Genomic DNA, 24747 nt, shown 5'->3' on the forward strand with positions numbered 1-24747 from the left:
TCGACCCTACCGGCCAGCAATTCATGAGTACGCAGAATCTGGTCAAGGGCCGCAACTGGCCGGGCGCCAATAACGTCATCGAATACCAGACACCAACCTGGGGCGGCTTTAACGCCACGGTGCAAACCAGTCTGGGCGAACAGGCCGGTTCCACCAAAAATGGACGCAGCGACGGCATTTCGCTGGTGTACACCACCGGCGGCCTCGAACTGCGCGCCATCTATGACGTTATCCGCGATGCCAACGGCCGTTATACCGACGTCTACACGGCTTCCAAGGATCTGATTGTGGGCGGCACCTTCACCGTGGACCAGTTGAAAATGTTCGCCGGATACGAGAATGTCTCGGCCCCGGATACCGCGTCGCCCAGCGCTCCGGACAAGATTAATCATTACTGGATCGGCGCCAACTACGTGCTGACACCGGCATGGACATTGATCGGTGCTGCGTTCCACGCCAAGCTCAATCACGACGCGGGAAGCGCCAGCCTGTTCATGGTCGGCGCCAATTACAACCTGTCGAAACGGACTTTGCTGTATGCGGCGGTTGGCACGATGCGCAACAAGGGTAATGCCGATTTTGGCACCGAGTTCGATAGCCCGTTGCCAGGCCATGCGCAAAACGGCGGTTACGCCGGTATCAGCCATTCTTTCTAAATGGTGGCTTTGAGGTAAGCTGTCAGTCACGGAAGTACCTGGCGCAATACAACAACGAGGTCGTACAGACCTCGTTGGCATTTCAAGAAGGATGGAGACATGACGACTGCGACAACCAGCACCGCATCCACAGTAAATCTGCTGTTTGACGGCAAGCATTTGTTGGGAGAAGGCGTGTTGTGGTGCCCACGTACCCGGCGTTTGTTGTGGACCGATATTCTTGGCGCCGTCCTGTGGTGCCACACGCCGGCTACCGGTGCGACCCGCAACTGGCCGATGCCTGAGCGGCTGGCGACTTTTGCCCTGACCGAAGACGACGACCGGTTATTGTTGGGATTGGCGTCGCAACTTGCCTGGTTCAGTTTTTCCGGTAACGAGGTGACGCCGATTTGCAAGGTCGAGGCGGACCTGCCGCATACCCGCTTGAACGACGGCCGTTGCGATCGCTTCGGGCGTTTTGTTTTCGGCACCAAGAACGATGCGCCTGGCCTGGCACGCTGCTGCAGTTTTTATCGGCTCAATACCGACCTCACTCTGGAGCGGCTGGCGTTGCCTGCGGTAGCGATCAGCAACAGCATCTGCTTTAGCCCGGATGGCCACACCATGTATTACTGCGATTCGCCGACCAGGACGATTCGCTGTTGCGACTACGACACCGCTGCCGGCACGATCAGTAACGATCACCTGTTCGCAGACTTGCAGGAGCAGCCGGGCGAACCGGATGGCTCCACCATCGACAGCGCGGGTTACCTGTGGAACGCTCAGTGGGGCGGTCATCGTGTGCTGCGCTATGCACCGGATGGCAGCATTGATCGCATCGTCCAGGTGCCGGTGGCGCAGCCTAGTTGCGTGGCGTTTGGCGGGGAGGCTTTGGATACCTTGTACGTAACCAGTGCGCGTGAATCGCTATCGGATGCCGCCTTGCTGGCCGAACCGGCAGCGGGGGGAGTGTTCCAGTTGCGCTTGCCTGATGTGCGAGGATTGCCGGAAGCCCGGTTCCGAGGCTGACCCAGTCGCAGGCGTGGCGAAACGCTGCGGCTGGATTTTTCCATCGGTTTATTGCGCTGTTTTGCGTTAGTTATAGATAGCTGACAGTCACCATGACAGGGCTTAGAGTGGCGCCTGCAGCCGGAGCCTTGGCAGACAGGCCCAGCTGGGTATGTCCCTGCAAGGCCATCTGGTAAGCGGTTGCTTCCTGGGTTCCCAGCGGTTTGCCATCGCGCGTCAAGGTGATGGTGGTGGCGGCTGAGTGTACATCGGAGCCGACGCGCTGGAACGAGACGGCAAAGGCGCTCGGCCTGTCGCATTGGAGATTCAACTGTCCGGCACTGGCGCTACCGGTGCTGCAAGGCGATTCGACAATACTGCCGGTGAAATGAATGGTGCCGCCGCTGGCGCCGGCCATGGCGCTCGAAGTCAAAGCCAGCAGCGCGGATGCGGCCGCGAGTTTTAAGAGAGAGATTCTCATCATTGCTCCTTTAAAGACGAGGAAACCCGTAAGTGAATTTCCATGTGAAAATAATACCGCATGGAAATTTCTGGTGCACGCGTTTTGGCCGTCTTAACCAGGGAAAATGAATAAGTTTTTTCTTAAAAATCTGCGTCTACGATTTTGCCGTCACGTCGCCAGAATCCGCCCGATCGCGGCACTGTTGACGGCGATTTTTTCGCTATCCTGATACAACAACTCTACCCGCTGCTGCAGCGGATGCCAGGCTGGCCACTGTTCCGCCTGGGCGCCGGCATAGATCTCTTGCGATGCGATCGGCACGCCATCGGATGGCGGCAAAGGTGCGTTCGGATTAAGTACCAGTTCCGCCAGCCCCAAGGTCTTGCTGACACGTGCAGTCGCCGCATCCAGTTCGAGATTGACAGCTTCATGCGGCATGCCTTCCGCGTTGCGGCGCAACAGCATGCGCAGGGCCGCCACATGCGCCATGACCAGGTAATTCTGAACGATAAACTGATTCAGGTTTTCCACCGCGCGATGCTTGCTGACCGGCTCGTCAAGCATGCGCACCAGCGTCGACACCAGTTCAGACATGCTATCCAGAAAACGCTTGCGGCAGATACGGTAGATGAAGTCGTCCCGCGTCTGGCCTTGCATCAGCTTGTTGCTGGCGTCCAGGAAGCGCAGGTTGCTTTTCAGGACATTCCGGATCAGCTGCGGCAGCGCGCGATATTCCCAGCTCGGCAGCACGAAGCTGAATGCGGTAGCGATGGCCGCACCGATCAACGTGTCGATCAGGCGTTCGCCGATGACATGGCCGCTACTTGGAATCACCAGGTTAATTTGCAGCAGGATCTGCATGCTGGCGGCGATCGCCGTATAGCGATATTTGACATAGATGAATGCCGGCCCCGCCACGGTGGCCATGAACAAAAAGCCAAGCAATGCAATCGGCTCGTGCACGAAGCGTAAGATCAGCGCGGTCGCCACGCAGCCTATCAAGGTGCCGATCAGACGGTCGCTGCGGCGCTGTTTGGTCTGGCTGAAGCTGGGCTTCAAAATGATGGCGATTGTCAGCACGATCCAGTAGCCGTGGCCGGCGTAGGGCAGGGCATCGGCCGCCAGCAGACCGCAGGAAATGGCCAGCGCGGCGCGCACCGCGAAGCGGAAGGTCGGCGAGTGCCAGCGCAGATTAGCGACCAGCACGCCCAACTGGTATTTTTGCTGCGTCAGGAACGGCGTCATGTCTTTACCCAGCAGCACCGGCAACGGTCCTTGCACGCTTTGCGTGGCATGGTGCAGCTCGCCTATCATGTCGATCGCACCGCAAATCTTGCCGTAGGCGGCGCGCAGGATGTCCAGCGCTTCCTCGGATACTTTACCGGCCAGGCAGTCCTGCTGCAATTGTTGCAGCTCGCTCTCGATCGAGCGCTGCTCCGCCTTGTAGCTGATGCTGGCGAACGAGGCGCGCTTGCGGGTGACGGCGTAGGCGATCGTTTCGATATCCTTGGCCGCCTTGCCGACCAGGTCGCGCAGATAAGTCAGGACTTCGGCGTCGGCCAGATGCTCGCGCAGGATGGCGTAGTCGGTATGGGTCGAGAGGATGTGTTCATACAGGTCGAACATGCCAAAATGGACTTGCACCAGGATCGCATCTTCCTGGTTCCGGGGATCGCGCAGGATCAGGTCGCGCGATGCCTGCTGCTTTTCTGCAAGCACGATCTGCTGGCGCACCAGGAGATTGAACTGGTTGTTCAGGTCGACATGCATATCGTAGAAGTCGGCCTTGATGTTGATATAGCGCGCCAGTTCAAACAAGGCTTCGGCCAGTATCTGCTGCTTGATGCGGCTGCGCAGGAACCAGGATACCGTCATCGAGTAGGCCAGATAAGAAAGGCCGCCCGCCAGGAACAAGCCGGTATGGAAAAACGCCTGCTGCACGTTCATGGCGTTTTCCATCGACAAAGTCATCACGAACAAGGCGGCAAACTGCAAGGGCATGGCTTTTTTGCCATACACCACCATCATGCTGGCGAGGAAAGTCACTGCCACCAGCATGAAGCTCAGCAGCCAGTGAAACGGCGCACATAAGCTGATGATGAGAGTGACTACGGTGCATAACAACACGCTCGAAAGCATTTCGTTGAACTTGTGGCGCAGCGTGCTCGGTAAATCCATCAGGCTGGTAGACAAGGCGCCGATACAGACCGTCATCGCAGTCGGCATGTCGCTGAACTGCAGTACCAGCATGGTCAGTCCCACCACACCCGTGGCGATCCGCAAACCAGTATAGAAATAATGACTAAAAATAAAGGTGCGCAGATCTAGAGCGTAGTGCATGTAGGTGTCATGGCGTTAGCTGGCGAGGCTGAAAGTGTACCGCGTTTGCCGGTAAAAATTGAGCTGATGGTGCAAAAAAGGCATGAAACCGATTTGAGCTTCAGGTACCCGGCTTTTACTCGGGGTTTTTACGGTTTTTTTACACTTTGTTTACACCCCCGTGAAGACTCTTTACAACATTTTTAGAAGCTTCTCTATAGCCTGTCGGTACCGCAACTAATTTGTAATGAGGGTAATGATGGACTTGGTACTTGACGGAATTTATGTCGGTGCAATCGTGGCGATGTTTGTCGTCACCTGGGCGCTGGCAGTGGGATGCAAAAAGCTGGAGGACAGGCAATGAACCCGTTTTATGTACTTGGCGCAGTGGTTACCGTTGCGCTGCTCGTGTATCTGGTCGTGGCCTTGATCAAAGCGGAGGACTTCTGAAATGACCTCCCAATCCATCATGTTGTTGATCGCTTTCCTGGCGGTGCTGCTTGTGCTGAGTTATCCGCTTGGCAAGTTTATCGTGCAAGTTGCCGCCGGCTCTTCAGATCATGCCCCGGTAACCGGTTTCGGCTGGTTCAGCCGGGTTGAGCAATGGTTGTATCGTTGCGCCGGCATCAAGGCCCAGTCCGAGATGAACTGGAAGACCTATGCGCTGGCATTGCTGCTGTTTAATACCATCGGCGCGCTGGCGACATACGCCTTGCAGCGTTTCCAACTCTGGCTGCCGCTGAATCCGCAGCATTTTGCCAATCTCAGTTCCGATTCTGCTTTCGATACTGCGGTCAGTTTTATCACCAACACCAACTGGCAAGGTTATTCGGGCGAAAGCACGATGAGCTACCTGACCCAGATGCTGGTGCTGGCGGTACAGAATTTCTTTTCCGCAGCTACCGGCATAGCGGTTGCCTTTGCGTTGATCCGCGGCTTTTCGCGTCATTCAGCACAGTCGATCGGTAATTTCTGGACCGACATCACCCGTTCTACCGTATACCTGCTGTTGCCGTTGTCGGTGATTTTCTCGGTGTTCCTGATCAGTCAGGGCGTGATCCAGAATTTCGATTCGTATAAAGAAGCCACCATCGTGCAGCCGCTGGATTATCAGCAGCCGAAAGTCGGCGCTGACGGCCAGCCGGTCAACGATGCCAGCGGCAAGCCGGTGCTGGAAAACATGAATACCAAGGTGCAAACCCTGGCCATGGGTCCGGTGGCGTCGCAGGAAGCGATCAAGATGATCGGCACCAATGGCGGTGGTTTCTTCAATGCGAACTCGGCTCATCCATATGAAAATCCGACGCCTTTGTCGAATTTCATGCAGATGCTGGCCATTTTCCTGATCCCGGCGGCGCTGTGTTTTACCTTCGGTTTCATGGTTGGCGATATCCGTCAAGGGTGGGCGGTGCTGGCGGCGATGACGATCATTTTCGTAATCATGACAGCCGTGGTGATGTACGCCGAGCAGCAATCGCATCCCGGTCTTAGCGCCTTAGGTATCGACCAGACGCATAGCCTGCTGCAATCGGGCGGCAATATGGAAGGCAAGGAAAGCCGTTTCGGCATCAGCGCTTCGGCTTTGTTTGCGGCGGTTACCACCGCAGCATCCTGCGGTGCGGTGAATGCGATGCACGATTCATTTACGGCATTGGGCGGCATGGTGCCGATGGCCCTGATACAAATGGGCGAAGTGGTGTTCGGCGGTGTCGGTTCCGGCCTGTACGGCATGCTGGTGTTTGCCATCATGGCGGTTTTCATTGCCGGCCTGATGATCGGCCGCACCCCGGAATATCTGGGCAAGAAGATCCAGTCGTTCGAAATGAAGATGACTTCGATCGCGATCCTGGCGACACCGATGCTGGTGTTGGGCGGTACGGCGATTGCGGTAATGGCGACGGCTGGCGTGGCGGGCATCCTGAATCCCGGCGCCCACGGTTTCAGCGAAATCCTGTACGCCTTCTCCTCTGCAGCCAACAACAACGGCAGCGCCTTCGCCGGCTTATCCGCCAACACGCCGTTCTATAACGCCATGCTGGCGGTAGCAATGTGGTTCGGCCGCTTCATCATCATCGTCACGATCCTGGCGATGGCTGGTTCGTTCGCTGCCAAAAAACGGCTGGAACCGAACTCCGGCACGATGCCGACCCATGGCCCGCTGTTTATCGTGTTGCTGATAGGTGTCGTGGTGCTGGTTGGCGTATTGAACTACGTACCGGCCCTGGCGCTTGGCCCAGTCGTTGAACATCTGCAAATGTTTGCACAATAAGATAAGAAGAAGGAACATCATGTCACGCACCAATCTGACGCTCTTCGATTCCGCGCTCATGGGCCCGGCCATCGTCGCATCGTTCAAAAAACTGGCGCCGCAAACGCAATTGCGCAACCCGGTCATGTTTGTGGTTTATATCGGCAGTATCCTGACTACGCTGCTGTATTTCCAAGCCTTGATTGGCAAAGGTGAAGCCTCCTCGGCGTTCATCCTGGCGATCTCGGTCTGGCTCTGGTTTACTGTCCTGTTCGCCAACTTTGCCGAAGCACTGGCGGAAGGCCGTAGCAAGGCGCAAGCGGAATCATTGCGCGCCTTGAAGCAAACCGTTTCAGCCAAAAAACTGGACAGCAACAGTAGCGGCAAGTCCAAGGGCCAGCTCAGCAACTGGTCGGCCACTCCGGCCAGCAATCTGCGCAAAGGTGACGTTGTGCTGGTCGAAGCAGGGGATGTGATCCCGGTCGACGGCGAAGTCATCGAAGGCGTTGCCTCGGTCGACGAAAGCGCCATCACCGGTGAATCGGCGCCTGTGATTCGCGAATCCGGTGGTGATTTTTCCGCGGTTACCGGCGGCACCCGCGTGCTGTCCGACTGGCTGGTGGTACGCGTATCGGTCAATCCGGGCGAAGCCTTCCTCGACCGCATGATTTCGATGGTGGAAAGCGCCAAGCGCCAAAAGACGCCGAACGAGATCGCCCTCACCATCTTGCTGGTGGCGCTGACCATCGTGTTCCTGCTGGTGACGGTAACTTTGCTGCCGTTCTCTCTATTTAGCGTATCTGCCGCCAAAAGCGGTGCGCCGATCACGATCACGGTATTGGTCGCCTTGCTGGTGTGCCTGATTCCAACTACCATCGGCGCCTTGCTTTCAGCCATCGGCGTGGCCGGCATGAGCCGCATGATGCAAGCCAACGTGATCGCCACTTCCGGCCGTGCAGTGGAAGCTGCCGGCGACGTTGACGTGCTGTTGCTGGACAAGACCGGCACCATCACATTGGGCAACCGTCAGGCTTCGGCGTTCATTCCTGCGCCCGGTATCACGGAGCAGCAACTGGCAGATGTCGCGCAACTGGCTTCACTGGCAGATGAAACGCCGGAAGGGCGCAGTATCGTGGTGTTGGCAAAACAGCGCTTCAATATCCGTGAACGCGAGATGAATGCGCTGCATGCCACCTTCGTGCCGTTCACCGCACAGACGCGCATGAGCGGTGTCGATATCGGTAACCGTGTAATCCGCAAGGGTTCGTCCGAGGCGCTCAAGAACTATCTGCAAGAACTCGGCCAACCATTCCCGGCCGAAGTCGCGCATAACGTCGACGACGTCGCCCGTCGCGGCAGCACGCCGCTGGTAGTGGTGGATGAAGGCGTGGTGATGGGCGTGGTCGAGCTGAAGGATATCGTCAAGGGCGGCATCAAGGAACGCTTTGCCGAACTGCGCCGGATGGGAATCAAGACCGTCATGATCACCGGCGATAACCGCCTCACCGCAGCCTCGATTGCCGCGGAAGCAGGGGTCGACGATTTCCTGGCCGAAGCGACGCCGGAAGACAAGCTCAAGCTGATCCGCAGTTATCAGTCGGAAGGCCGGCTGGTAGCGATGACCGGCGACGGCACCAACGATGCACCGGCGCTGGCCCAGGCTGACGTAGCGGTGGCGATGAACAGCGGCACGCAAGCGGCGAAAGAGGCCGGCAATATGGTCGATCTCGATTCGAATCCGACCAAATTGCTGGAAATCGTCGAGATCGGCAAGCAGATGCTGATGACACGCGGCGCCTTGTCGACCTTTTCGATTGCCAACGATATCGCCAAGTATTTCGCGATTATTCCGGCGGCTTTCATCACCACTTATCCGCAGCTGGCGGCGCTGAACGTGATGCATCTGGCCAGCCCGTCGTCGGCGATCATGTCTGCGGTAATCTTCAACGCTTTGATCATCGTGGTGTTGATCCCGCTGGCATTGAAGGGCGTCAGGTATCGTGCAGTCGGCGCTGCATCGCTGTTGCGTCGCAACCTGCTGATCTACGGCCTGGGCGGCATCATATTGCCCTTCATCGGCATCAAACTGATCGACATGATTCTGTCGGTAATGCATTTAGTGTAGTCAGGAGTATTGAAATGAAATCAGCATCTACAGCAACACTGTCTACAGCACCGTTGGCTACCACGACAAAAGTCACATCGCAAGGCGTATTGCGGCCGGCGCTGGTGCTGTTCGTCGGTCTTACCGTGCTGTGCGGGGTGATCTATCCGCTGGCCGTGACCGGCATCGGCAAGGTGGCTTTTCCCGAGCAGGCAGCCGGTAGCCTGATCGTACAAAACGGCAAGCTGATCGGTTCACGGCTGATCGGCCAGGAGTTTTCAGCCCCCAACTATTTCTGGGGACGCCTGTCAGCAACCAGTCCGATGCCATACAACGCCCAATCCTCCGGCGGCTCCAACTTCGGGCCGAGCAATCCGGCGCTGATGGATGCCGTGAAGGGACGGGTCGATGCCTTGAAAGCCGCCGATCCGGGTAACACGCTACCGATCCCGGTGGATCTGGTGACGGCTTCCGCCAGCGGCCTGGATCCGGAAATCAGTCTTGCCGCGGCCTACTATCAGGCGGGACGCATTGCGCGTGAACGCAAGCTGAATGTTGATACCGTGCGCAGCCTCATCGATAGCTTGAAACTGGAGCGCAGCCTCGGTTTCCTGGGCGAGCCGCGCGTCAATGTCATGGCATTGAACCTGGCGCTGGACCGGTAGCATCCGGCTTCAAACTAAGTTTTCCCCACCCATCTCATCATAGAGGCAGCAGTGTTTGCAGAACTGACCGTGCGAAGTACCGCGTACGGTCAGCTTCTACACGCCCTTGCATCCTCTGGTCTGAGATAAACCACCACCATAGAATCCATGAAGAAAATCATCTATTTTGCTAGCCTGGTCACCGTCATCGGCGTTACTGCCTTCACCGCAAACTGTTCGCAGGCGCAAGAGGTCGTTCCCGATAATTCCTTGACTTTCAATGCCAGCGTCGTCTCCGACTATCGCTTTCGCGGTATCTCCCAGACGCGTCTGGACCCGGCTTTGCAGGGCGGCGCAGACTACAGCAACAATCCAACCGGTTTGTATGTCGGCATATGGTTGTCGACGCTTAAATGGGTAAAGGATAGCGGCGGCAGCGGCAATATCGAGTGGGATATCTACGCTGGCAAGAAAGGTAATTTCACCCAAGACCTGAGCTACGATTTCGGGGTTCTTACGTATGTCTACCCATCCAATGATTTGAATCCGAATGCCGATACGACGGAACTCTATGGACAGCTTGGCTATGGTCCTGCATATATCAAATATTCGCAGTCGCTGACCAATCTGTTCGGCGCTGCCAACAGCAAGAACAGCGGTTACCTGGACCTTGGCGCCAATATCGATGTCAGCAGCGGGTATACGGTCAATCTGCATGCCGGCCATCAAACCGTCAAAAACAATTCGACATTAAGCTATAACGACTGGAAAATCGGCTTGACCAAGGATTTCGGTTTCCTGTCCGGCAGCGTTGCAGTAATCGGAACTGACACTAATAATTACGTCGGGCCGGGGCCGGATCGCAAAAACCTGGGTAAAACGGCGCTGGTGGTATCGGCGACCAAGACGTTTTAAGCAGCTCGCAGGATATCGTAGCGCCGGGCGGATTCAATCTGCCGAATTCAATCTACAATTGGCGTTACGATCCGTATATTCGCTCTATCGATGGCTTTTACAAGGCAATCAGTGTCTTCACCCTACTCAAACGATAATCTACGTCCCGATCCGGATGCTCTCCTGGCGCAGTTGCAGGTGCAGGAGAGTCTGGCCGGGCGGGGCAAGTTGCGCATCTATTTCGGTGCCTCGGCGGGTGTCGGAAAAACCTACGCGATGCTCGGGGCTGCGCATAAACTGCATAGCGAAGGTCGTGAGGTCCTGGCTGGCGTGATCGAGAGCCATGGCCGTGCTGAAACCGCCGCCATGCTGAACGGACTGGAATTGCTGCCCATGAAGCAGGTAGCGTATCGCGACAAGCAGCTGCCGGAATTCGATCTGGATGCCGCTTTGCAGCGCAAGCCTTCGTTGATACTGGTCGATGAACTGGCGCATTCCAATGCATCCGGTTCACGTCACCCGAAGCGTTGGCAAGACGTTGACGAATTATTGAATGCCGGAATCGATGTCTTCACCACGTTGAATGTCCAGCATCTGGAAAGCCTGAACGATGTGGTGGGTGGCATTACCGGCATCCGGGTTGCGGAAACCTTGCCGGATACCGTATTCGATGCCGCCGACGAAGTGGTGCTGGTAGATTTGCCTGCCGATGAATTGCTGAACCGGCTCAAACTCGGCAAAGTCTACAAGCTGCCGCAAGCTGAACGCGCCTCACGTAATTTTTTCCGCAAAGGCAACCTGATCGCGCTGCGTGAACTGGCATTGCGCCGTACTGCGGATCGGCTGCAGGGCGATGTCCAGGCCTACCGGATTGAAAAATCGATAGGCGCAGTGTGGCAGACCGATGCCGCCTTGCTGGCCTGCGTCGGTCCTTCGCCCAGTGCGGAACACGTCATCCGCAGCACTGCGCGGCTGGCGACCCAGCTTAATGCCGAATGGCATGCGGTGTATGTCGAAACACCAAGGTTGCAACGTTTGCCGTCGGCCAAGCGTGAGCGCATCCTGAAGACGCTCAAGCTGGCGCAGGATCTGGGAGCGACCACCGCCGTATTGGCCGGTAGCGAGGTAGCTGCCGTCATGGCAGGTTATGCCCGCAGCCACAATTTTTCAAAGATCATCATCGGCCGCAGCCAGCGCCCGTTTCTCTGGCAAACCAGCCATTCCGCGCGTATCGCCGCTCTCGCAAGCGATATCGATCTGATTGAAATCGGCGTGCCGCCGACCAGCGCGGCAGAAAAGCAAGGAGATTCTGCCGGAAAAATCCCGCCGCGCCATACGCCGATGCAGAACCGCATCGAGTGGTGGGGTTACATCTGGGCGCTTGCTGCATGCGTGCTGGTAACCTTGCTGGCGACGCCGATACTACCGTTTTTCGACCTGGCCAACATCGTCATGCTGTATCTGTTGGCAGAGGTATTGATCGCCATCCGCTTTGGTCGCGGGCCGGCCATCTTTGTCGCCTTGCTCAGCATCGCTTCTTTCGATTTCTTTTTCGTGCCGCCGCGCTTTTCGTTTGCGGTCAGCGATTTCCAGTACTTGCTGACCTTCGGCGTGATGCTGGCGGTAGGTCTGACGATTACCCATTTAACCGCCGGACTGCGCTATCAGGCGCGGATTGCTTCGGACCGTGAAGCCCGCTCGCGCGCTTTGTTCGAATTTGCCCGGGCCTTGTCGGGCGTGCTGCAGACCGAGCAGATATTTGAAACCAGCCGGCTGTTCCTGCAACGCAGTTTCCAGGCCAAGACTTTGCTGCTGATACCGGATGATGCCGGCAGATTGCAAATGCCGCCGGTGATACCGGACGACGTGGCGAATGTCGCCAGCGCGCTCGATATGGGCATTGCGCAGTGGGCATTCGACAATGCCAGCAGCGCCGGTGTCGGCACCGACACGCTGCCAGCCAGCAGCTATCTGTATCTGCCTTTGGTGGCGCCGATGCGTACCCGAGGCGTGCTGGTGATCTTGCCGCACAGCCGGCGCTGGATCCTGATCCCGGAACAGCAGCAACAGCTGTACACGTTCGCCACCTTGACCGCGATTGCGCTGGAGCGCGTGCACTATGTCGAAGTGGCGCAAGACGCTTTGGTACGCATGGAATCCGAGCGTTTGCGCAATTCGTTGTTGTCCGCGCTGTCGCATGATTTACGTACACCTCTGACGGCCCTGATCGGATTGTCCGAGTCGCTGGTGTTATCCAAGCCGCCATTGCAGCAGCACCAGCAAGTGCTGGCCGGTGCACTGCACAGTGAAATGCTGCGCATGAGCGCATTGGTGACCAATCTGCTGGATATGGCGAGAATCCAGAGTGGCGAGGTAAAGCTGAATTTGCAGTGGCAACCGTTTGAGGAGGTGGTCGGCAGTGCATTGCGCGCCAGCGGCTCGGCGTTGCAAGGACATCAGGTGGAAATTCGGGTTGCGCACGAGCTGCCGTTGATCCGTTTCGATGCGGTATTGATTGAGCGCGTGTTGTGTAATTTGCTGGAAAACGCAGCCAAGTACACGCCAACTGGTTCCCATATTGTGTTGGCCGCTGTGGTCAACGGCCGTTTTCTGGCAGTTACCGTGGCCGATGACGGACCGGGTCTGCCGGCCGGCATGGTAGATGCAATATTCGAGAAATTCACACGCGGTGAGCGCGAATCGGCCAAGCCAGGCGTCGGCCTCGGGCTGGCGATTTGCCGCGCGATTGTCGAGGCGCATGGCGGCACCATCCATGCCCGCAGCGTCCAAAGCGGCCATCACGGCGCTGAATTCATCTTCACCATTCCGCTCGGCACGCCTCCCAGCATGCCCGACCCGGAAGAACACGAACCGAGCGTCGGCGACGACGCAGAGAAGGCATGACAATGCAACCGACACCTGTAGCGCTGCTGGTCGAAGACGAACCGCAGATCCGGCGTTTTGTACGCGCCGCCCTGGAGAGCGAAGGCTGGCAGGTTTTTGAAGCAGAAACCATGCAGCGTGGCCTGATCGATTGCGGCACGCGCAAACCGAACCTGGTGGTTCTTGATCTCGGCCTGCCGGACGGCGATGGCGTCGATTTCATCCTCGATGTCAGGAAATGGTCACGTGTGCCTATCATCGTGCTGTCGGCGCGGGTCAACGAAACCGACAAGATCAAAGCGCTGGATGCCGGCGCCGACGATTACCTGAGCAAGCCGTTTGGCGTCGGCGAATTATTGGCGCGGGTGCGCGCTACGCTGCGGCGTCAACACCAGCCGCTGGCCGGCGATGATGGCTTGATCCGTTTCGGCGACGTCACGCTGGACCTGCAAGCGCGGCTGGTCACCAAGGCGCAACAGCAAGTGCATCTGACGCCGACCGAGTATCGATTGCTGACGGTGCTGGTAGCCAACGCCGGACGGGTAGTGACCAATCCGCAGTTGCTGAAAGAAGTGTGGGGGCCATCGCATTCGGAGAGCGGTCACTATCTGCGGATCTATATGGGACACTTGCGGCAGAAACTGGAAGACGATCCGGCCCAGCCCAAACATCTGCTGACCGAAACCGCGGTGGGCTATCGGATCCTGCTTTCGCAGTAAAAACAAGCTAGACAGAGGAAGACAATGAACAGACCGGAATGCATCAAACACTGGCAGGAGATTCAGGATGCGGATAACTCCAGCTATCCCGGCAGCGCCGAGCTGATGGCGATAGGTTCGCCGTTCGGCCGAGTATTCGGCCTGACGCGCCTTGGCATCCATCACGAGCTGTTACCGCCCGGGCGCCGCACGTCCTGGCCGCATGCCGAAAAGACGGAAGAGGAATTCGTCTACGTCATTGATGGCACTCCGGACGTCTGGCTTGATGGCCATCTGCACCGGCTGGCGCCCGGCGATGGCGTAGGCTTTGCACCCGGTACCGGTCTCGCGCATGCCTTCATCAACAATACCGAGACCGATGTGCGCCTGCTGGTGGTGGGGGACCGTTTCCGCACCGACAATCAGGTTTACTACGCCCTGCATGCGGAGCGCAATGCGCAGATTGGCGAGCAGCTTTGGCTGGATGCGCCGAAGCAACCGCTCGGGCCGCACGACGGATTGCCGGACAAATTGCGCGAGTCCAACGGGCCTTTCTGAAGCGGGGTATAGTTTTGCTTCCTATCTATACCACTACAGGACCAATCCATGCCAAGTCGAGAACATGTTCAAAGCTTCATAGCGCTGGTTGTGCAAGGCAAGTATGTAGAAGCGATCCAGGAGTTTTATGCCGAAGATGCCTCCATGCAGGAAAACCAGGAGCCGCCGCGTAAAGGAATACAGTTGTTAGTAGCGGGTGAGGAAAAAGCGCTGGCGGCCGTCAAGGAAATCCGCACCCTGGCAGCCAAATCTTTCCTGATCGATGGCGATCGGGTTGCCATCAACTGGTTGTTCGAAATTGTGACGCACGATGGCCGTAGTTTCCGGCAAGACGAAATTGCCTGGCAGCTTTGGCGCGGCGACAAGATCGTTGAAGAACAGTTTTACTACGACCCTGGACAACGCAAACCGGCCTGACGTCGTAGGGCCTGTTAACATTTGATTTGGGAGATGCGTTCAAACCAAAACGTGTGCTGGCAAGGCGCGTGGTGTAGCAGGGGCCGAGGCCCCTGCAAACCATGCAACGCGGCCAGCGCACGTTTTGGTTTGAACCCTCCGGGAACGGCTGCAGGCATCACATGCCGTCGTTACTCCTCCTTGCCGTAGCACCACTACGTCGCGTCGTCGCGCCTAGGCCTGTAACGCCTGCCGCGCGTCCGCACTCCCAAATCAAATGTTAACAGGCCCTAGTGCCGTCATGCCGTTTCTGCATAATGAACGGGTAGTTGTCAGACATCCTGCCAATTTTTACGAATGGGTGTAAACTGCCAATCAGACAGATGCAACACTGCGTGCATCTGTCTTTTTGTTTACCTTACGGCCATCGGCAGTGCAACGTACTCTTCTCATTCCGCTAATTGTCGCTTGCGCGTTGTTCATGGAAAACATGGACGCGACGGTGATTGCCACGTCGCTGCCAGTATTGGCGCGCGATCTCGGACAAGATCCCCTTACTCTTAAGCTGGCGCTGACCTCATATGTGGTCGGGCTCGGCGTATTCATCCCGATCAGCGGCTGGGTCGCCGATCGCTTCGGTGCGCGTACCGTATTCCGTTCCGCCATCATGGTGTTCCTGGCGGGTTCGCTGATGTGCGCCGCATCCAGCTCGCTGGCGGCATTTGTCGCCGCGCGCTTTTTGCAAGGCATAGGTGGCGCCATGATGGTGCCGGTCGGGCGCATCGTGATTTTCCGCTCGGTACCGCGTACTGAACTGGTCAAAGCCATCAGCTATCTGACCATTCCTTCGCAACTGGGGCCGGTGATCGGTCCGCCGCTGGGCGGTTTCATCACGACTTATTTCCATTGGCGCTGGATCTTCCTGATCAATGTACCTATCAGCATTCTCGGCATGTACCTCGCCAGCCGCTATATCGAGAATTACCGTTCTGATGATTTGCAGCCGCTGGACATGAAGGGTTTTGTCCTGTCGGCGGTCGGCAGCACGCTGATGATGCTGGGCTTGTCGATGATCGATGGCGAGTTGCTGTCTTCGGAATGGGCATTCGCCATGATGCTGCTGGGCGGCTTGACCTTATACGTGTATTTGCTGCATGCGCGGCGTGAGCCGTTCCCGTTGCTGGATCTGCGTCTGCTGCGGATTCCGACTTTCCGCGCCAGCGTACTGGGCGGTTCGCTGTTCCGGATCGGACTGGGTGCGGTGCCGTTCCTGTTGCCGCTGGCTTTGCAGGTTGGTTTTGGCATGAATGCCTTTCACGCCGGCACCATTACATGTGCCTCGGCTTTCGGTGCGATTTTCATGAAAGCCATCGGTACGTCGGTCCTGCGCCGTTACGGCTTCCGTTCAGTGTTGATCTGGAACGCGGTGTTAGCCGGACTGGCGCTGGCATCGTATGGTTTATTCACGCCGACCACGCCTTATCTGGTGATGATGGCGGTGGTGCTGCTGGGCGGATTTTTCCCGTCAATGCAATTCACCTGCCTCAATACCATGGCTTACGCGGATCTCGATAGCGCCGACGTCAGCCGCGCCACCAGCCTGGCCAGCGTCGTGCAGCAGATTTCTTTAGGTTTGGGAGTGACCATCGGCGGTCTGGCGGTACATATGTCGAGCCGCCTGCAAGGTCATGAAACGATCGTGGCCGGAGATTTCTGGCCGGCCTTCATAGTCATCGGCCTGTTTTCGATGGCGTCGATTCCGGTAACCCGGCGCTTACCATTGAACGCCGGCGCCGCGCTAACCGGGCACAAACTGGCGTAGGGTTTTTACGTTCAATGCGACGAGTCACCCGAACTAACCGGGGTCGGAGTGAACTTTCGGTATGGTTTACCGCCGAAACTTCACTCCGACCCCGGATCTCTAAGTCATTGGCTCGCTGCGGAAAATCACACTTCAGCGATGCGTTTCGCAATATGCGCCAACGCCTCTTCCACCTGGTCCACCAGAATCAAACAAAGATCCCCTGGCGACAGATGCGACAGCGCCGTATCAATAGCGACAAACTCACCATTGATTTCTTCAGTCGACGTGGTCCGACGGGCATTTTGCAAGCCCTCGCGCAACAGGCCGAGTACTTCGCCATCGGCGCGGCCACGCTGGCACTGATCCTGATACAAAATCACCTGGTCGAAAGCATCGCCCAGGATTTCTGTCTGGTGACGGATGTCGATATCGCGCCGGTCGCCGGCGCCGCTGATAACCACTGAGCGGCGTTTGGCCGGCATGCTGTCAATCGCCTTTACCAGAGCCTGGATCGCATCGGGATTGTGGCCGTAGTCGGCAATCAGGGTCGCGCCGCGATAGTCGAACACGTTGAAGCGGCCCGGTGCGGTAGCTGCATCGTTGATAAAGGTGCCGAGGCCGGTCCGAATCACTTCCCAATCCAGATCCAGAGCCCAGGCGGCGGCGATGGCAGCCATGGCGTTTTCGATCTGGAAACCGATGGTACCGTTACGGGTCAGCGGGATATCATGCAGCGCGATCCGATGTTCTTGCTTGCCCTTGGCGGCGACGATGGCATTGCCGTCCTGATACACCACACGATGTCCCTGCGCGCGATGGGTAGTCATCAGCGGGTGATGGAAATCGTGGGCGAAGAAAGTGACCGAGCCAGGGCAGGATTTGGCCATGCTGGCGACCATAGGATCGGCCGCGTTCAAGACTGCGTGGCCGCCAGGGGCGACGTTTTCGACGATCACGCGTTTTACCACGCTCAAATCTTCGACCGTGCTGATATAGCTCAAGCCGAGGTGATCGCCCATGCCGATATTGGTGACCACGGCGACATCGCAGCGATCGAAACCCAGGCCCTCACGCAAGATGCCACCGCGTGCAGTTTCAAATACGGCGGCATCGACGTCAGGATGCATCAAGACATTACGGGCGCTGCGTGGGCCACTGCAGTCGCCGGTGTCGATACGTTGCTGTTCGATATATACGCCATCGGAATTGGTCATGCCGACGCGTAATCCCTTGCGTCCCAGCAGGTGGGCGATCAGGCGCACGGTAGTGGTTTTGCCGTTGGTGCCTGCCACCGCTACCAGCGGGATGCGGCCATTGTCACCGCTGTCAAACATGGTCGACATGATCGCAGCACCGACTGCGCGGCCTTTGCCGTAGGAAGGGCTGATGTGCATCCGCAAACCAGGTGCGGCGTTGACTTCCACCACGCCGCCTTCTTGTTCTTCCAGCGGTTGATGGACGTTGTTGCAGACCACGTCGACGCCGCAGATATCCAGTCCTACCATTTGCGCTGCAGCCACGGCACGCGCCGCCATTTCAGGATGGACATCCTCGGTGACATCGGTCGCCGTGCCGCCGGTGCTCAGGTTGGCGTTGTTGCGTAATACCACGCGTACACCTTGCTGTGGAATCGAGTCGGCTGTGTAATGCTGTTTGGCCAAAGTCGCCAGGGCAATCGCATCGAAGCGGATCTTGGTCAGCGAGGTTGCGTGGCCATCGCCGCGCAGCGGGTCGCTGTTGACTTGTTCCACCAGTTGGCCGATGGTGCGCACGCCGTCGCCGATAACCTGCGGCGGATCACGGCGAGCCGCGGCTACCAGTTGGTTGCCGACTACCAGCAGGCGGAAATCGTGACCTGGCAAATAGCGCTCGACGATCACTTCCGAACAGATTTTGGCGGCGACTTCAAAGGCTGCCATGATTTGTTCACGGGCAGTGATGTTGACCGCCACTCCCTTGCCTTGATTACCGTCGCGTGGCTTGAGCACCACCGCGCCGGCGATTTCCTGCGCTGCAGCCCAGGCCTCTTCGGCGCTAATGACAACCCGGCCCATAGGCACCGGCACGCCGGCCGCATTCAGGAGTTTCTTGGTCAGGTCTTTATCCTGGGCGATCGATTCGGCGATCGCGCTGGTATGGTTGGTTTCGGCGGCCTGGATGCGACGTTGCCGGCTACCCCAGCCGAACTGCACCATGCTGCCGCCGGTCAGGCGCCGGAACGGAATTCCACGCATGACGGCCGCTTGCACGATGGAGCCGGTGCTTGGGCCGAGGCGAATGTCTTCGTCCAGTTCCTTCAGGTTGGCCAAGGCGCTGGCGAGATCGAAGGGCTGGTCTTGCAGCGCTGCCAGGCATAGTTCCTGCGCCAGCTGGAAAGCCATCTTGCCGACTTCTTCTTCGGTGTATTCAACGATCACCTGGTAGACGCCGGCTTCCACGGTAGGTACGGTGCGGCTGAAAGTCACCGGACATCCGGCTTCCGATTGCAGTCCGAGCGCCGCAATCTCCAGCGCATGCGCCATTGATACGACTTCGTTCTTGCCACTGGTTTGTAAAAAACCGATCTGCGGAAAGCGTTCACGCAGCTTGGCTTCAAAACCGGTAATGCCAGCAATGGCGCGTTCGGCCTCGGTGCAAGACACGATGGCTTCGATAGCGGTATGTCGACTCCACAGATTGGGGCCGCGAAGTACTCGGATACGTGATACGTCCATCAACAAGTTTTCCTATTTTTTCCTGCTAGTACTAGTCAAAAAGCAGGGTGGGCAAAAATTTGCCGACCCTGCTTAAATTTTTAAACCATCTCGAAAGTCTCTATCCCTGCGCGTATCAAGTCGTGAGAGATATCCAGCGCCCAGGCAGCACCAACCGCCGCCAGCACGTTTTCAACCTGGAAGCTATCTTTGCTGCGTGCAATCAATGGCACAGTGGTGATGTCGGCCAGCAGCATTTCGCTTTTGCCGACCGCCAGCATGATCTGGTCATTACGGATAAAGACGGCGCGCCTGCCTTGTTCAAGCTGTTCCGCAATCACTGGCAGGGCAGGGTCGACGCCAAAGAAAATCACTTCGCCGTCGCACAGCGGCGCCATGCCGGCCACCAGCGGATCGGCCGCGTTCAGTACCGCGACGCCGCTCGGCAGGACGACATCGACCTGGGTGCGGGTGACTTTTACCATTTCCTCGGCATCGGCGATGTAGTAGTGCGGCGAGCTGTCGTCGGCGGCAATGTTGGTGACGACGCCGACCTGGCAGCGATCATAGACCAGGCCTTCCGACAAGATAGTGTCATGGCTATTCTCAAACACGGCCGCGTCGACCGCGCGGTTGATCAGTATGCGCTGCGCCGATTCCCAATTGGCGCGGTCGCCTTTTTCAACTTGCCGTTGCGCGAAATACAAACCGTCGCCGCAAGCCAGGCCTACATGGTTGCCGCTCAGATGGAGTTGCCAGGCAATCAGGCGCGAGACGGTGGTTTTGCCATGCGTGCCGGTGACGCCGACAATCGGGATGCGGCCATTGTCAGCCGCCGCAAACAGGTGTTCGATGATGGCTCTGCCGACCGGGCGCGCCCTGCCTTGCGCCGGTTTCAGATGCATCAGCAGGCCAGGGCCGGCATTGACTTCGACAATAGCGCCGCGTTGTTCTTCCAGCGGCCGGGAAATATCTTCCGCCACCAGGTCGACACCGGCAATATCCAGGCCCACCACGCGCGCAGCCAGCGAAGCTGCCGCGGCAACGCTCGGGTGCACCAGGTCGGTGACGTCGATGGAGACATTGCCGTTACGCTGGATTAATACTTGCAGGCCTGCAGCCGGAATCGATTCACCGGTAAAGCCTTGCCGTTCGAGTTCGACCCGTACCACAGGTTCTTCGTCCAGCAATACCGGGCTGAGCGGGCACTCTTCAAGTTCGCCACGGCGCGGATCGGAATTGATCTGGTCATCGATGAGTTGCCGGATTGTCGAAGTGCCATTAGCGGTGATTGAAAGCGGCTCGCCGCGCGCAGCTGCCGCCAGCCGGCCACCGACAATCAACAGCCGATGCTCATTACCGCGAATGAAGCGTTCGACAATCACGCTGCTGCCTTCTTGCAATGCGAGCTCGTAAGCGGTTTCGATTTCGGTGCGGGTATTCAGATCGGTGAATACGCCGCGACCGTGATTAGCGTCAGAAGGCTTGACGACCACCGGCAAACCGATATCTTCGGCCGCTTCCCAGGCCTCGGCGGCGCTTTCCACGACTTGTCCTTCAGGGACCGGCACACCGCAGGCTTGCAGCAAGGTTTTGGTCAGGTCTTTGTCGCTCGAGATACTTTCGGCGATGGCGCTGGTCTGATCGGTTTCTGCGGTCCAGATACGGCGTTGGCGAATGCCATGGCCGAGCTGGACCAGATTGCCTTCAGTAAGGCGGAATGAGGGGATGCGTCGTTCGTCCGCGGCTTCGACGATGCAGGCCGTGCTTGGCCCCAGGCAGCGCGAGTCGACCATGCTGCGCAGTTCGGTGATGCTAGCGTGGACGTCGAATGGTTTGTCTTCAATTGCGGCCATCACCAGGTCGCGGGCCGCGTGCAGGGCGGCGCGGGTTACTTGCTCGTGGCGTGCGCGGACCGCCACTTTATAGACGCCGCGCACCGAGGTGCTGCGCGCCTTGCCGAAACCGCCCGGCATGCCAGCCAGGTTTTGCAGTTCAAGCGTGACGTGTTCCAGGATGTGGCCGGGCCAGGTGCCGTCCTGCAGCCGCTGGACAAAACCGCCGCGTTCGCCGTAGCTGCAGCGATGCTCGATCAGGGACGGCAGCCAGCTGGTCAGGCGCTGGTTAAAGCCGGGCAGGGTATTGGACGGGAAATCTTCCAGTTCGCCAATGTCGATCCACGCCTCAAGGGTTGATCGATACGTCCAGATGTTTGGTCCGCGCAGCGACATGATACGGAGGATTTCAATGTTTTTCATGAGTGAGCAATGAGGCTATGCAATAAGGCTTATGAGGCGTGAGTGCTGAGATTTTTGAGTGTGCCAGCTTTAATATTCTTGTATTCGACACCCTTTAGCTAGCTGTAACGCGCTAAACCGTGAATTGGTTTACAGAGAGTTACCAAATATAGAAAAGATATGTTTAATTGGTAACGAAAAGTAACATTTCTGAAAAACACGATAGGATATAATACTTGCGGCAGACGATGTGCGCCAATTAAGGCGATTTCACACAAAATTCCATCCGGTCCGTGTAAAAATATACGGGCCACACCATGCCGTTTAGATGAAAAGCAACCCAAGCAACCAATTTTCCCCTGTGCCTACCACCGGTATTTATTTGTCCCATATTTTGACCGCTTCCCTGCGTGCCGAAGTGACAACTTTGCTCGCGCCTGGCGAGGAAGTGCTGGCGTCGCTGGAAGTCGACCTCAATGCGTCACTGCATTTTGCGCACGGCGTGGTGTTAATCACCAATCGCCGTGTACTGGCAAAAATGGACGCAGACAGCGGCTGGAGCGAATGGGCCTACCGGCCGGGCTTGATGCTGGGGCATCATGATCATGCCGGCGTCGGCAGCCTGGAATTGCACGATGAGCAACAGCAGCTGGCTTGCTGGCGTTACACGCTCGGTCTCAACCTGGAAGCGCTGCGCCTGATTAAAGTCTTCGAGCAGCAACGCGACGATCATCTGGCGGGACGCGCTGCGTTACGCGAAGAACAGGCTACGTGCCCGCAATGCAAAGCGCCGTTGCCGCCTGATAGCGATGAATGCCTGATTTGTCCCGAAAAAGGCGAAGCGCCATCGTCGACCTGGGCTTTGTTCCGGCTCGCGCGTTTTGCCAAGCCGTACAAAGGCATGCTGGCGCTGGGTTTTATCCTGATGCTGATTTCTACCGCTGCCACGCTGGTGCCGCCTTATCTGATGGGGCCGTTGATGGACAATGTGCTGATTCCTTATCAAAACGGCAAGCCGATCAATCACGACCTGGTCAAGCTCTATCTGTCCGGTTTGCTGGCTTCGGCCCTGGTGGCCTGGAGCCTTGGCTGGGCCCGTACCTATATTTTGGCTTTGGTCAGCGAGCGCATCGGCGCCAATTTGCGCACCACCACATATGAACATCTGCTGCGCTTGTCGCAAGAGTATTTCGGCGGCAAACGTACCGGCGACCTGATGGCCCGCATCGGTTCCGAAAGCGATCGTATCTGCGTCTTCCTGTCCTTGCACCTGCTGGACTTCGCGATTGACGTGCTGATGATCGTCATGACCGCCGTGATCCTGTTTTCGATCAATCCCTGGCTGGCGCTGGTGACCCTGGTACCGTTGCCGTTCATCGCCTGGATGATCCATCTGGTACGGGACAGGCTGAAGCACGGTTTTGAAAAGATCGACCGCATCTGGGCCGAGGTAACCAATGTCCTGGCCGACACGATTCCAGGGATTCGCGTGGTCAAGGCGTTTGCCCAGGAAAAGCGCGAAGCCACGCGTTTCCGCGATGCCAACCAGCACAACCTGCTGGTCAACGACCGGGTCAATAAAATCTGGTCCTTGTTCTCGCCGACGGTAACTCTGCTGACCGAAGTCGGGCTGCTGGTGGTCTGGATCTTCGGTATCTGGCAAGTTTCCAAGAATGAAATCACGGTCGGTGTGCTGGCCTCGTTCCTGGCTTACATCAGCCGCTTCTATACCCGACTCGATTCGATGAGCCGGATCGTCTCGGTAACGCAAAAAGCCGCTGTCGGCGCCAAGCGTATCTTTGAAATCCTGGATCATGTATCGAGTGTGCCAGAGCCGGCCAACCCGGTTCATCTGGAGCATGTCAAAGGCGCCATCGAATTGCGCAACATCGGCTTCCGTTACGGTAACCGCGCCGTTATGCGCGACGTCAACTTGACGATTGCACCGGGCGAGATGATTGGCCTGGTAGGGCATAGCGGTTCCGGCAAAAGCACGCTGGTCAATCTGATTTGCCGTTTTTACGATGTATCGGAAGGATCGATACGGATTGACGGCGTCGATATCCGTTCGATGCCGATCTCGGAATATCGCCGCAATATCGGACTGGTGCTGCAAGAGCCATTCCTGTTTTTCGGCACGATCGCGGAAAATATCTGCTACGGCAAACCGGAAGCAACGCGGGAAGAAATCGTGGCCGCAGCACGTGCCGCCCATGCCCACGAATTCATTTTGCGCTTGCCGCAAGGTTACGACTCGCTGGTCGGCGAACGCGGCCAGGCTTTGTCCGGCGGCGAACGCCAGCGTATTTCGATTGCCCGCGCGTTGCTGATCGATCCGCGCATCCTGATCATGGATGAGGCCACGTCGTCGGTCGATACCACTACAGAAAAAGAGATCCAGAAAGCGCTCGATAACCTGGTGCAGGGCCGTACCACGATTGCGATTGCCCATCGTTTATCGACCTTGCGCAAGGCCGACCGGCTGGTGGTGCTGGATCGCGGCCAGATTGTCGAAGTCGGCAGCCATGATGAGCTGATGCTGCGCGAAGGCGCTTATTATCGTCTCTATCAGGCGCAGTTGCGCAACGTCGACGCCGAGCCGACGCTGGTCGATGAAGATAGTGCAGACAGTGATGAAAGCGTCGCATGACAACACATGATTTCAAACTAAGCCGCAATACCTTTGGCCGCCTGGTATTCACCAGCGTGGATGGCGACGTGCATGAAGGCGTGGTGCCGGTACGTGCTTTTCCTATCGGTGCGCCGGATGACGGCATTTCCCTGGTGAGCAGTGATGGCCAGGAGCTGGCCTGGATTTCACGCCTGACGGATTTGCCGGATGCAACCCGGGTCATCGTCGAACAGGAATTGGCGAGCCGCGAATTCATGCCGGAAATCCGCCGGATTCAACGGGTATCGAGTTTCACCGCGCCCAGCACCTGGTACGTAGAAACCAATCGCGGCGATGCTTCTTTTACGCTGAAAGGCGAAGAGGATATTCGCCGTATCGTAGCGACCAGCTTATTGATCGCCGACAGCCATGGCGTGCAGTTTTTGATACGCGACACGCAGGCCCTGGACAAAGCCAGTCGCAAGATTCTGGACCGGTTTTTGTAGGGTGGGCACTTATGCCCACGCGGATGGTTGCGCCTCAGCGTGGGCA

The 24747-nt window shown here is 57.6% G+C and carries 18 protein-coding genes; 14 read left to right on the top strand and 4 right to left on the bottom strand.

Annotation, left to right across the window (positions count from 1 at the left end):
• Positions 1 to 656 (top strand): porin (locus BM205_RS21145; protein ID WP_139227185.1); only part of this gene is annotated, 656 nt, incomplete at its 5' end.
• Between the two features lie 99 nt (positions 657 to 755).
• Entirely contained in the window at positions 756 to 1664 is a 909-nt protein-coding gene (locus BM205_RS21150; RefSeq protein ID WP_092416846.1) for an SMP-30/gluconolactonase/LRE family protein, read from the top strand.
• A 70-nt stretch (positions 1665 to 1734) separates the two neighbouring features.
• Here BM205_RS21150 and BM205_RS21155 read toward each other — a convergent pair whose 3' ends face one another.
• Positions 1735 to 2124 (bottom strand): hypothetical protein, encoded by a 390-nt coding sequence (locus tag BM205_RS21155; protein WP_092416847.1) that lies wholly within the window; start codon positions 2122 to 2124, stop codon positions 1735 to 1737.
• A 150-nt stretch (positions 2125 to 2274) separates the two neighbouring features.
• Positions 2275 to 4446, bottom strand: coding sequence for an FUSC family membrane protein (locus BM205_RS21160; RefSeq protein WP_092416848.1), 2172 nt, complete (start codon positions 4444 to 4446; stop codon positions 2275 to 2277).
• Positions 4447 to 4785: 339 nt separating this feature from the next.
• On the opposite strand from BM205_RS21160, the gene kdpF reads away from it, so the two are divergent.
• The 10 genes from kdpF to BM205_RS21210 all read left to right on the top strand — a co-directional run bounded on the left by kdpF (position 4786) and on the right by BM205_RS21210 (position 16672).
• On the top strand, positions 4786 to 4875 hold the full coding sequence (gene kdpF, locus BM205_RS21165; RefSeq protein WP_061534000.1) for a K(+)-transporting ATPase subunit F: 90 nt from the start codon (positions 4786 to 4788) through the stop codon (positions 4873 to 4875).
• Between the two features lies 1 nt (position 4876).
• A complete protein-coding gene (gene kdpA / locus BM205_RS21170) occupies positions 4877 to 6694 on the top strand; it encodes a potassium-transporting ATPase subunit KdpA (RefSeq protein WP_092416849.1) in 1818 nt (605 codons plus the stop codon).
• 19 nt (positions 6695 to 6713) lie between these two features.
• Positions 6714 to 8798, top strand: a complete 2085-nt coding sequence (kdpB, locus tag BM205_RS21175; protein ID WP_092416850.1) for a potassium-transporting ATPase subunit KdpB — start codon at positions 6714 to 6716, stop codon at positions 8796 to 8798.
• A gap of 14 nt (positions 8799 to 8812) precedes the next feature.
• The gene (gene kdpC / locus BM205_RS21180; protein ID WP_092416851.1) at positions 8813 to 9442 is read left to right on the top strand and encodes a potassium-transporting ATPase subunit KdpC; all 630 of its coding nucleotides are present in this window, start codon (positions 8813 to 8815) and stop codon (positions 9440 to 9442) included.
• 147 nt (positions 9443 to 9589) lie between these two features.
• Positions 9590 to 10336: a TorF family putative porin gene (locus BM205_RS21185; protein ID WP_092416852.1), complete on the top strand. Its 747-nt coding sequence runs from the start codon at positions 9590 to 9592 to the stop codon at positions 10334 to 10336.
• A 111-nt stretch (positions 10337 to 10447) separates the two neighbouring features.
• Positions 10448 to 13219: a two-component system sensor histidine kinase KdpD gene (gene kdpD, locus BM205_RS21190; protein ID WP_254783991.1), complete on the top strand. Its 2772-nt coding sequence runs from the start codon at positions 10448 to 10450 to the stop codon at positions 13217 to 13219.
• A 2-nt stretch (positions 13220 to 13221) separates the two neighbouring features.
• Positions 13222 to 13917: a two-component system response regulator KdpE gene (kdpE, locus tag BM205_RS21195; protein ID WP_092416854.1), complete on the top strand. Its 696-nt coding sequence runs from the start codon at positions 13222 to 13224 to the stop codon at positions 13915 to 13917.
• 24 nt (positions 13918 to 13941) lie between these two features.
• The gene (locus tag BM205_RS21200) at positions 13942 to 14454 is read left to right on the top strand and encodes a cupin domain-containing protein (protein WP_092416855.1); all 513 of its coding nucleotides are present in this window, start codon (positions 13942 to 13944) and stop codon (positions 14452 to 14454) included.
• Positions 14455 to 14502: 48 nt separating this feature from the next.
• A complete protein-coding gene (locus BM205_RS21205) occupies positions 14503 to 14871 on the top strand; it encodes a nuclear transport factor 2 family protein (RefSeq protein ID WP_092416856.1) in 369 nt (122 codons plus the stop codon).
• Between the two features lie 412 nt (positions 14872 to 15283).
• Positions 15284 to 16672 carry an MFS transporter gene (locus tag BM205_RS21210; RefSeq protein ID WP_371326519.1) on the top strand — a complete coding sequence of 463 codons (1389 nt, stop codon included), beginning with the start codon at positions 15284 to 15286 and terminating at the stop codon, positions 16670 to 16672.
• Between the two features lie 125 nt (positions 16673 to 16797).
• Here the strand turns inward: BM205_RS21210 and cphA (BM205_RS21215) are convergent, their stop codons facing one another.
• Entirely contained in the window at positions 16798 to 19368 is a 2571-nt protein-coding gene (cphA, locus tag BM205_RS21215) for a cyanophycin synthetase (protein ID WP_092416858.1), read from the bottom strand.
• 80 nt (positions 19369 to 19448) lie between these two features.
• Entirely contained in the window at positions 19449 to 21605 is a 2157-nt protein-coding gene (cphA, locus tag BM205_RS21220) for a cyanophycin synthetase (RefSeq protein WP_092416859.1), read from the bottom strand.
• A gap of 307 nt (positions 21606 to 21912) precedes the next feature.
• Here cphA (BM205_RS21220) and BM205_RS21225 point away from each other — a divergent pair, with 307 nt between their 5' ends.
• Both BM205_RS21225 and BM205_RS21230 read left to right on the top strand, forming a co-directional pair.
• Positions 21913 to 24234, top strand: a complete 2322-nt coding sequence (locus tag BM205_RS21225) for a cyanophycin metabolism-associated ABC transporter (protein ID WP_092416860.1) — start codon at positions 21913 to 21915, stop codon at positions 24232 to 24234.
• Positions 24231 to 24701, top strand: coding sequence for a cyanophycin metabolism-associated DUF1854 family protein (locus tag BM205_RS21230; protein ID WP_092416861.1), 471 nt, complete (start codon positions 24231 to 24233; stop codon positions 24699 to 24701). The genes BM205_RS21225 and BM205_RS21230 overlap by 4 nt, the downstream gene beginning before the upstream one ends.
• The last annotated feature ends 46 nt before the right edge of the window (positions 24702 to 24747 follow it).

It is taken from the genome of Collimonas sp. OK307 (assembly GCF_900113705.1).
GTDB lineage: Bacteria > Pseudomonadota > Gammaproteobacteria > Burkholderiales > Burkholderiaceae_D > Collimonas.

Coding starts and splice junctions, on each gene's coding strand:
- BM205_RS21150 (WP_092416846.1), top strand. CDS start 756: ATGACGACTGCGACAACCAGCACCGCATCCACAGTAAATCTGCTGTTT.
- BM205_RS21155 (WP_092416847.1), bottom strand. CDS start 2,124: ATGAGAATCTCTCTCTTAAAACTCGCGGCCGCATCCGCGCTGCTGGCT.
- BM205_RS21160 (WP_092416848.1), bottom strand. CDS start 4,446: ATGCACTACGCTCTAGATCTGCGCACCTTTATTTTTAGTCATTATTTC.
- kdpF (WP_061534000.1), top strand. CDS start 4,786: ATGAACCCGTTTTATGTACTTGGCGCAGTGGTTACCGTTGCGCTGCTC.
- kdpA (WP_092416849.1), top strand. CDS start 4,877: ATGACCTCCCAATCCATCATGTTGTTGATCGCTTTCCTGGCGGTGCTG.
- kdpB (WP_092416850.1), top strand. CDS start 6,714: ATGTCACGCACCAATCTGACGCTCTTCGATTCCGCGCTCATGGGCCCG.
- kdpC (WP_092416851.1), top strand. CDS start 8,813: ATGAAATCAGCATCTACAGCAACACTGTCTACAGCACCGTTGGCTACC.
- BM205_RS21185 (WP_092416852.1), top strand. CDS start 9,590: ATGAAGAAAATCATCTATTTTGCTAGCCTGGTCACCGTCATCGGCGTT.
- kdpE (WP_092416854.1), top strand. CDS start 13,222: ATGCAACCGACACCTGTAGCGCTGCTGGTCGAAGACGAACCGCAGATC.
- BM205_RS21200 (WP_092416855.1), top strand. CDS start 13,942: ATGAACAGACCGGAATGCATCAAACACTGGCAGGAGATTCAGGATGCG.
- BM205_RS21205 (WP_092416856.1), top strand. CDS start 14,503: ATGCCAAGTCGAGAACATGTTCAAAGCTTCATAGCGCTGGTTGTGCAA.
- cphA (WP_092416858.1), bottom strand. CDS start 19,368: ATGGACGTATCACGTATCCGAGTACTTCGCGGCCCCAATCTGTGGAGT.
- cphA (WP_092416859.1), bottom strand. CDS start 21,605: ATGAAAAACATTGAAATCCTCCGTATCATGTCGCTGCGCGGACCAAAC.
- BM205_RS21225 (WP_092416860.1), top strand. CDS start 21,913: ATGAAAAGCAACCCAAGCAACCAATTTTCCCCTGTGCCTACCACCGGT.
- BM205_RS21230 (WP_092416861.1), top strand. CDS start 24,231: ATGACAACACATGATTTCAAACTAAGCCGCAATACCTTTGGCCGCCTG.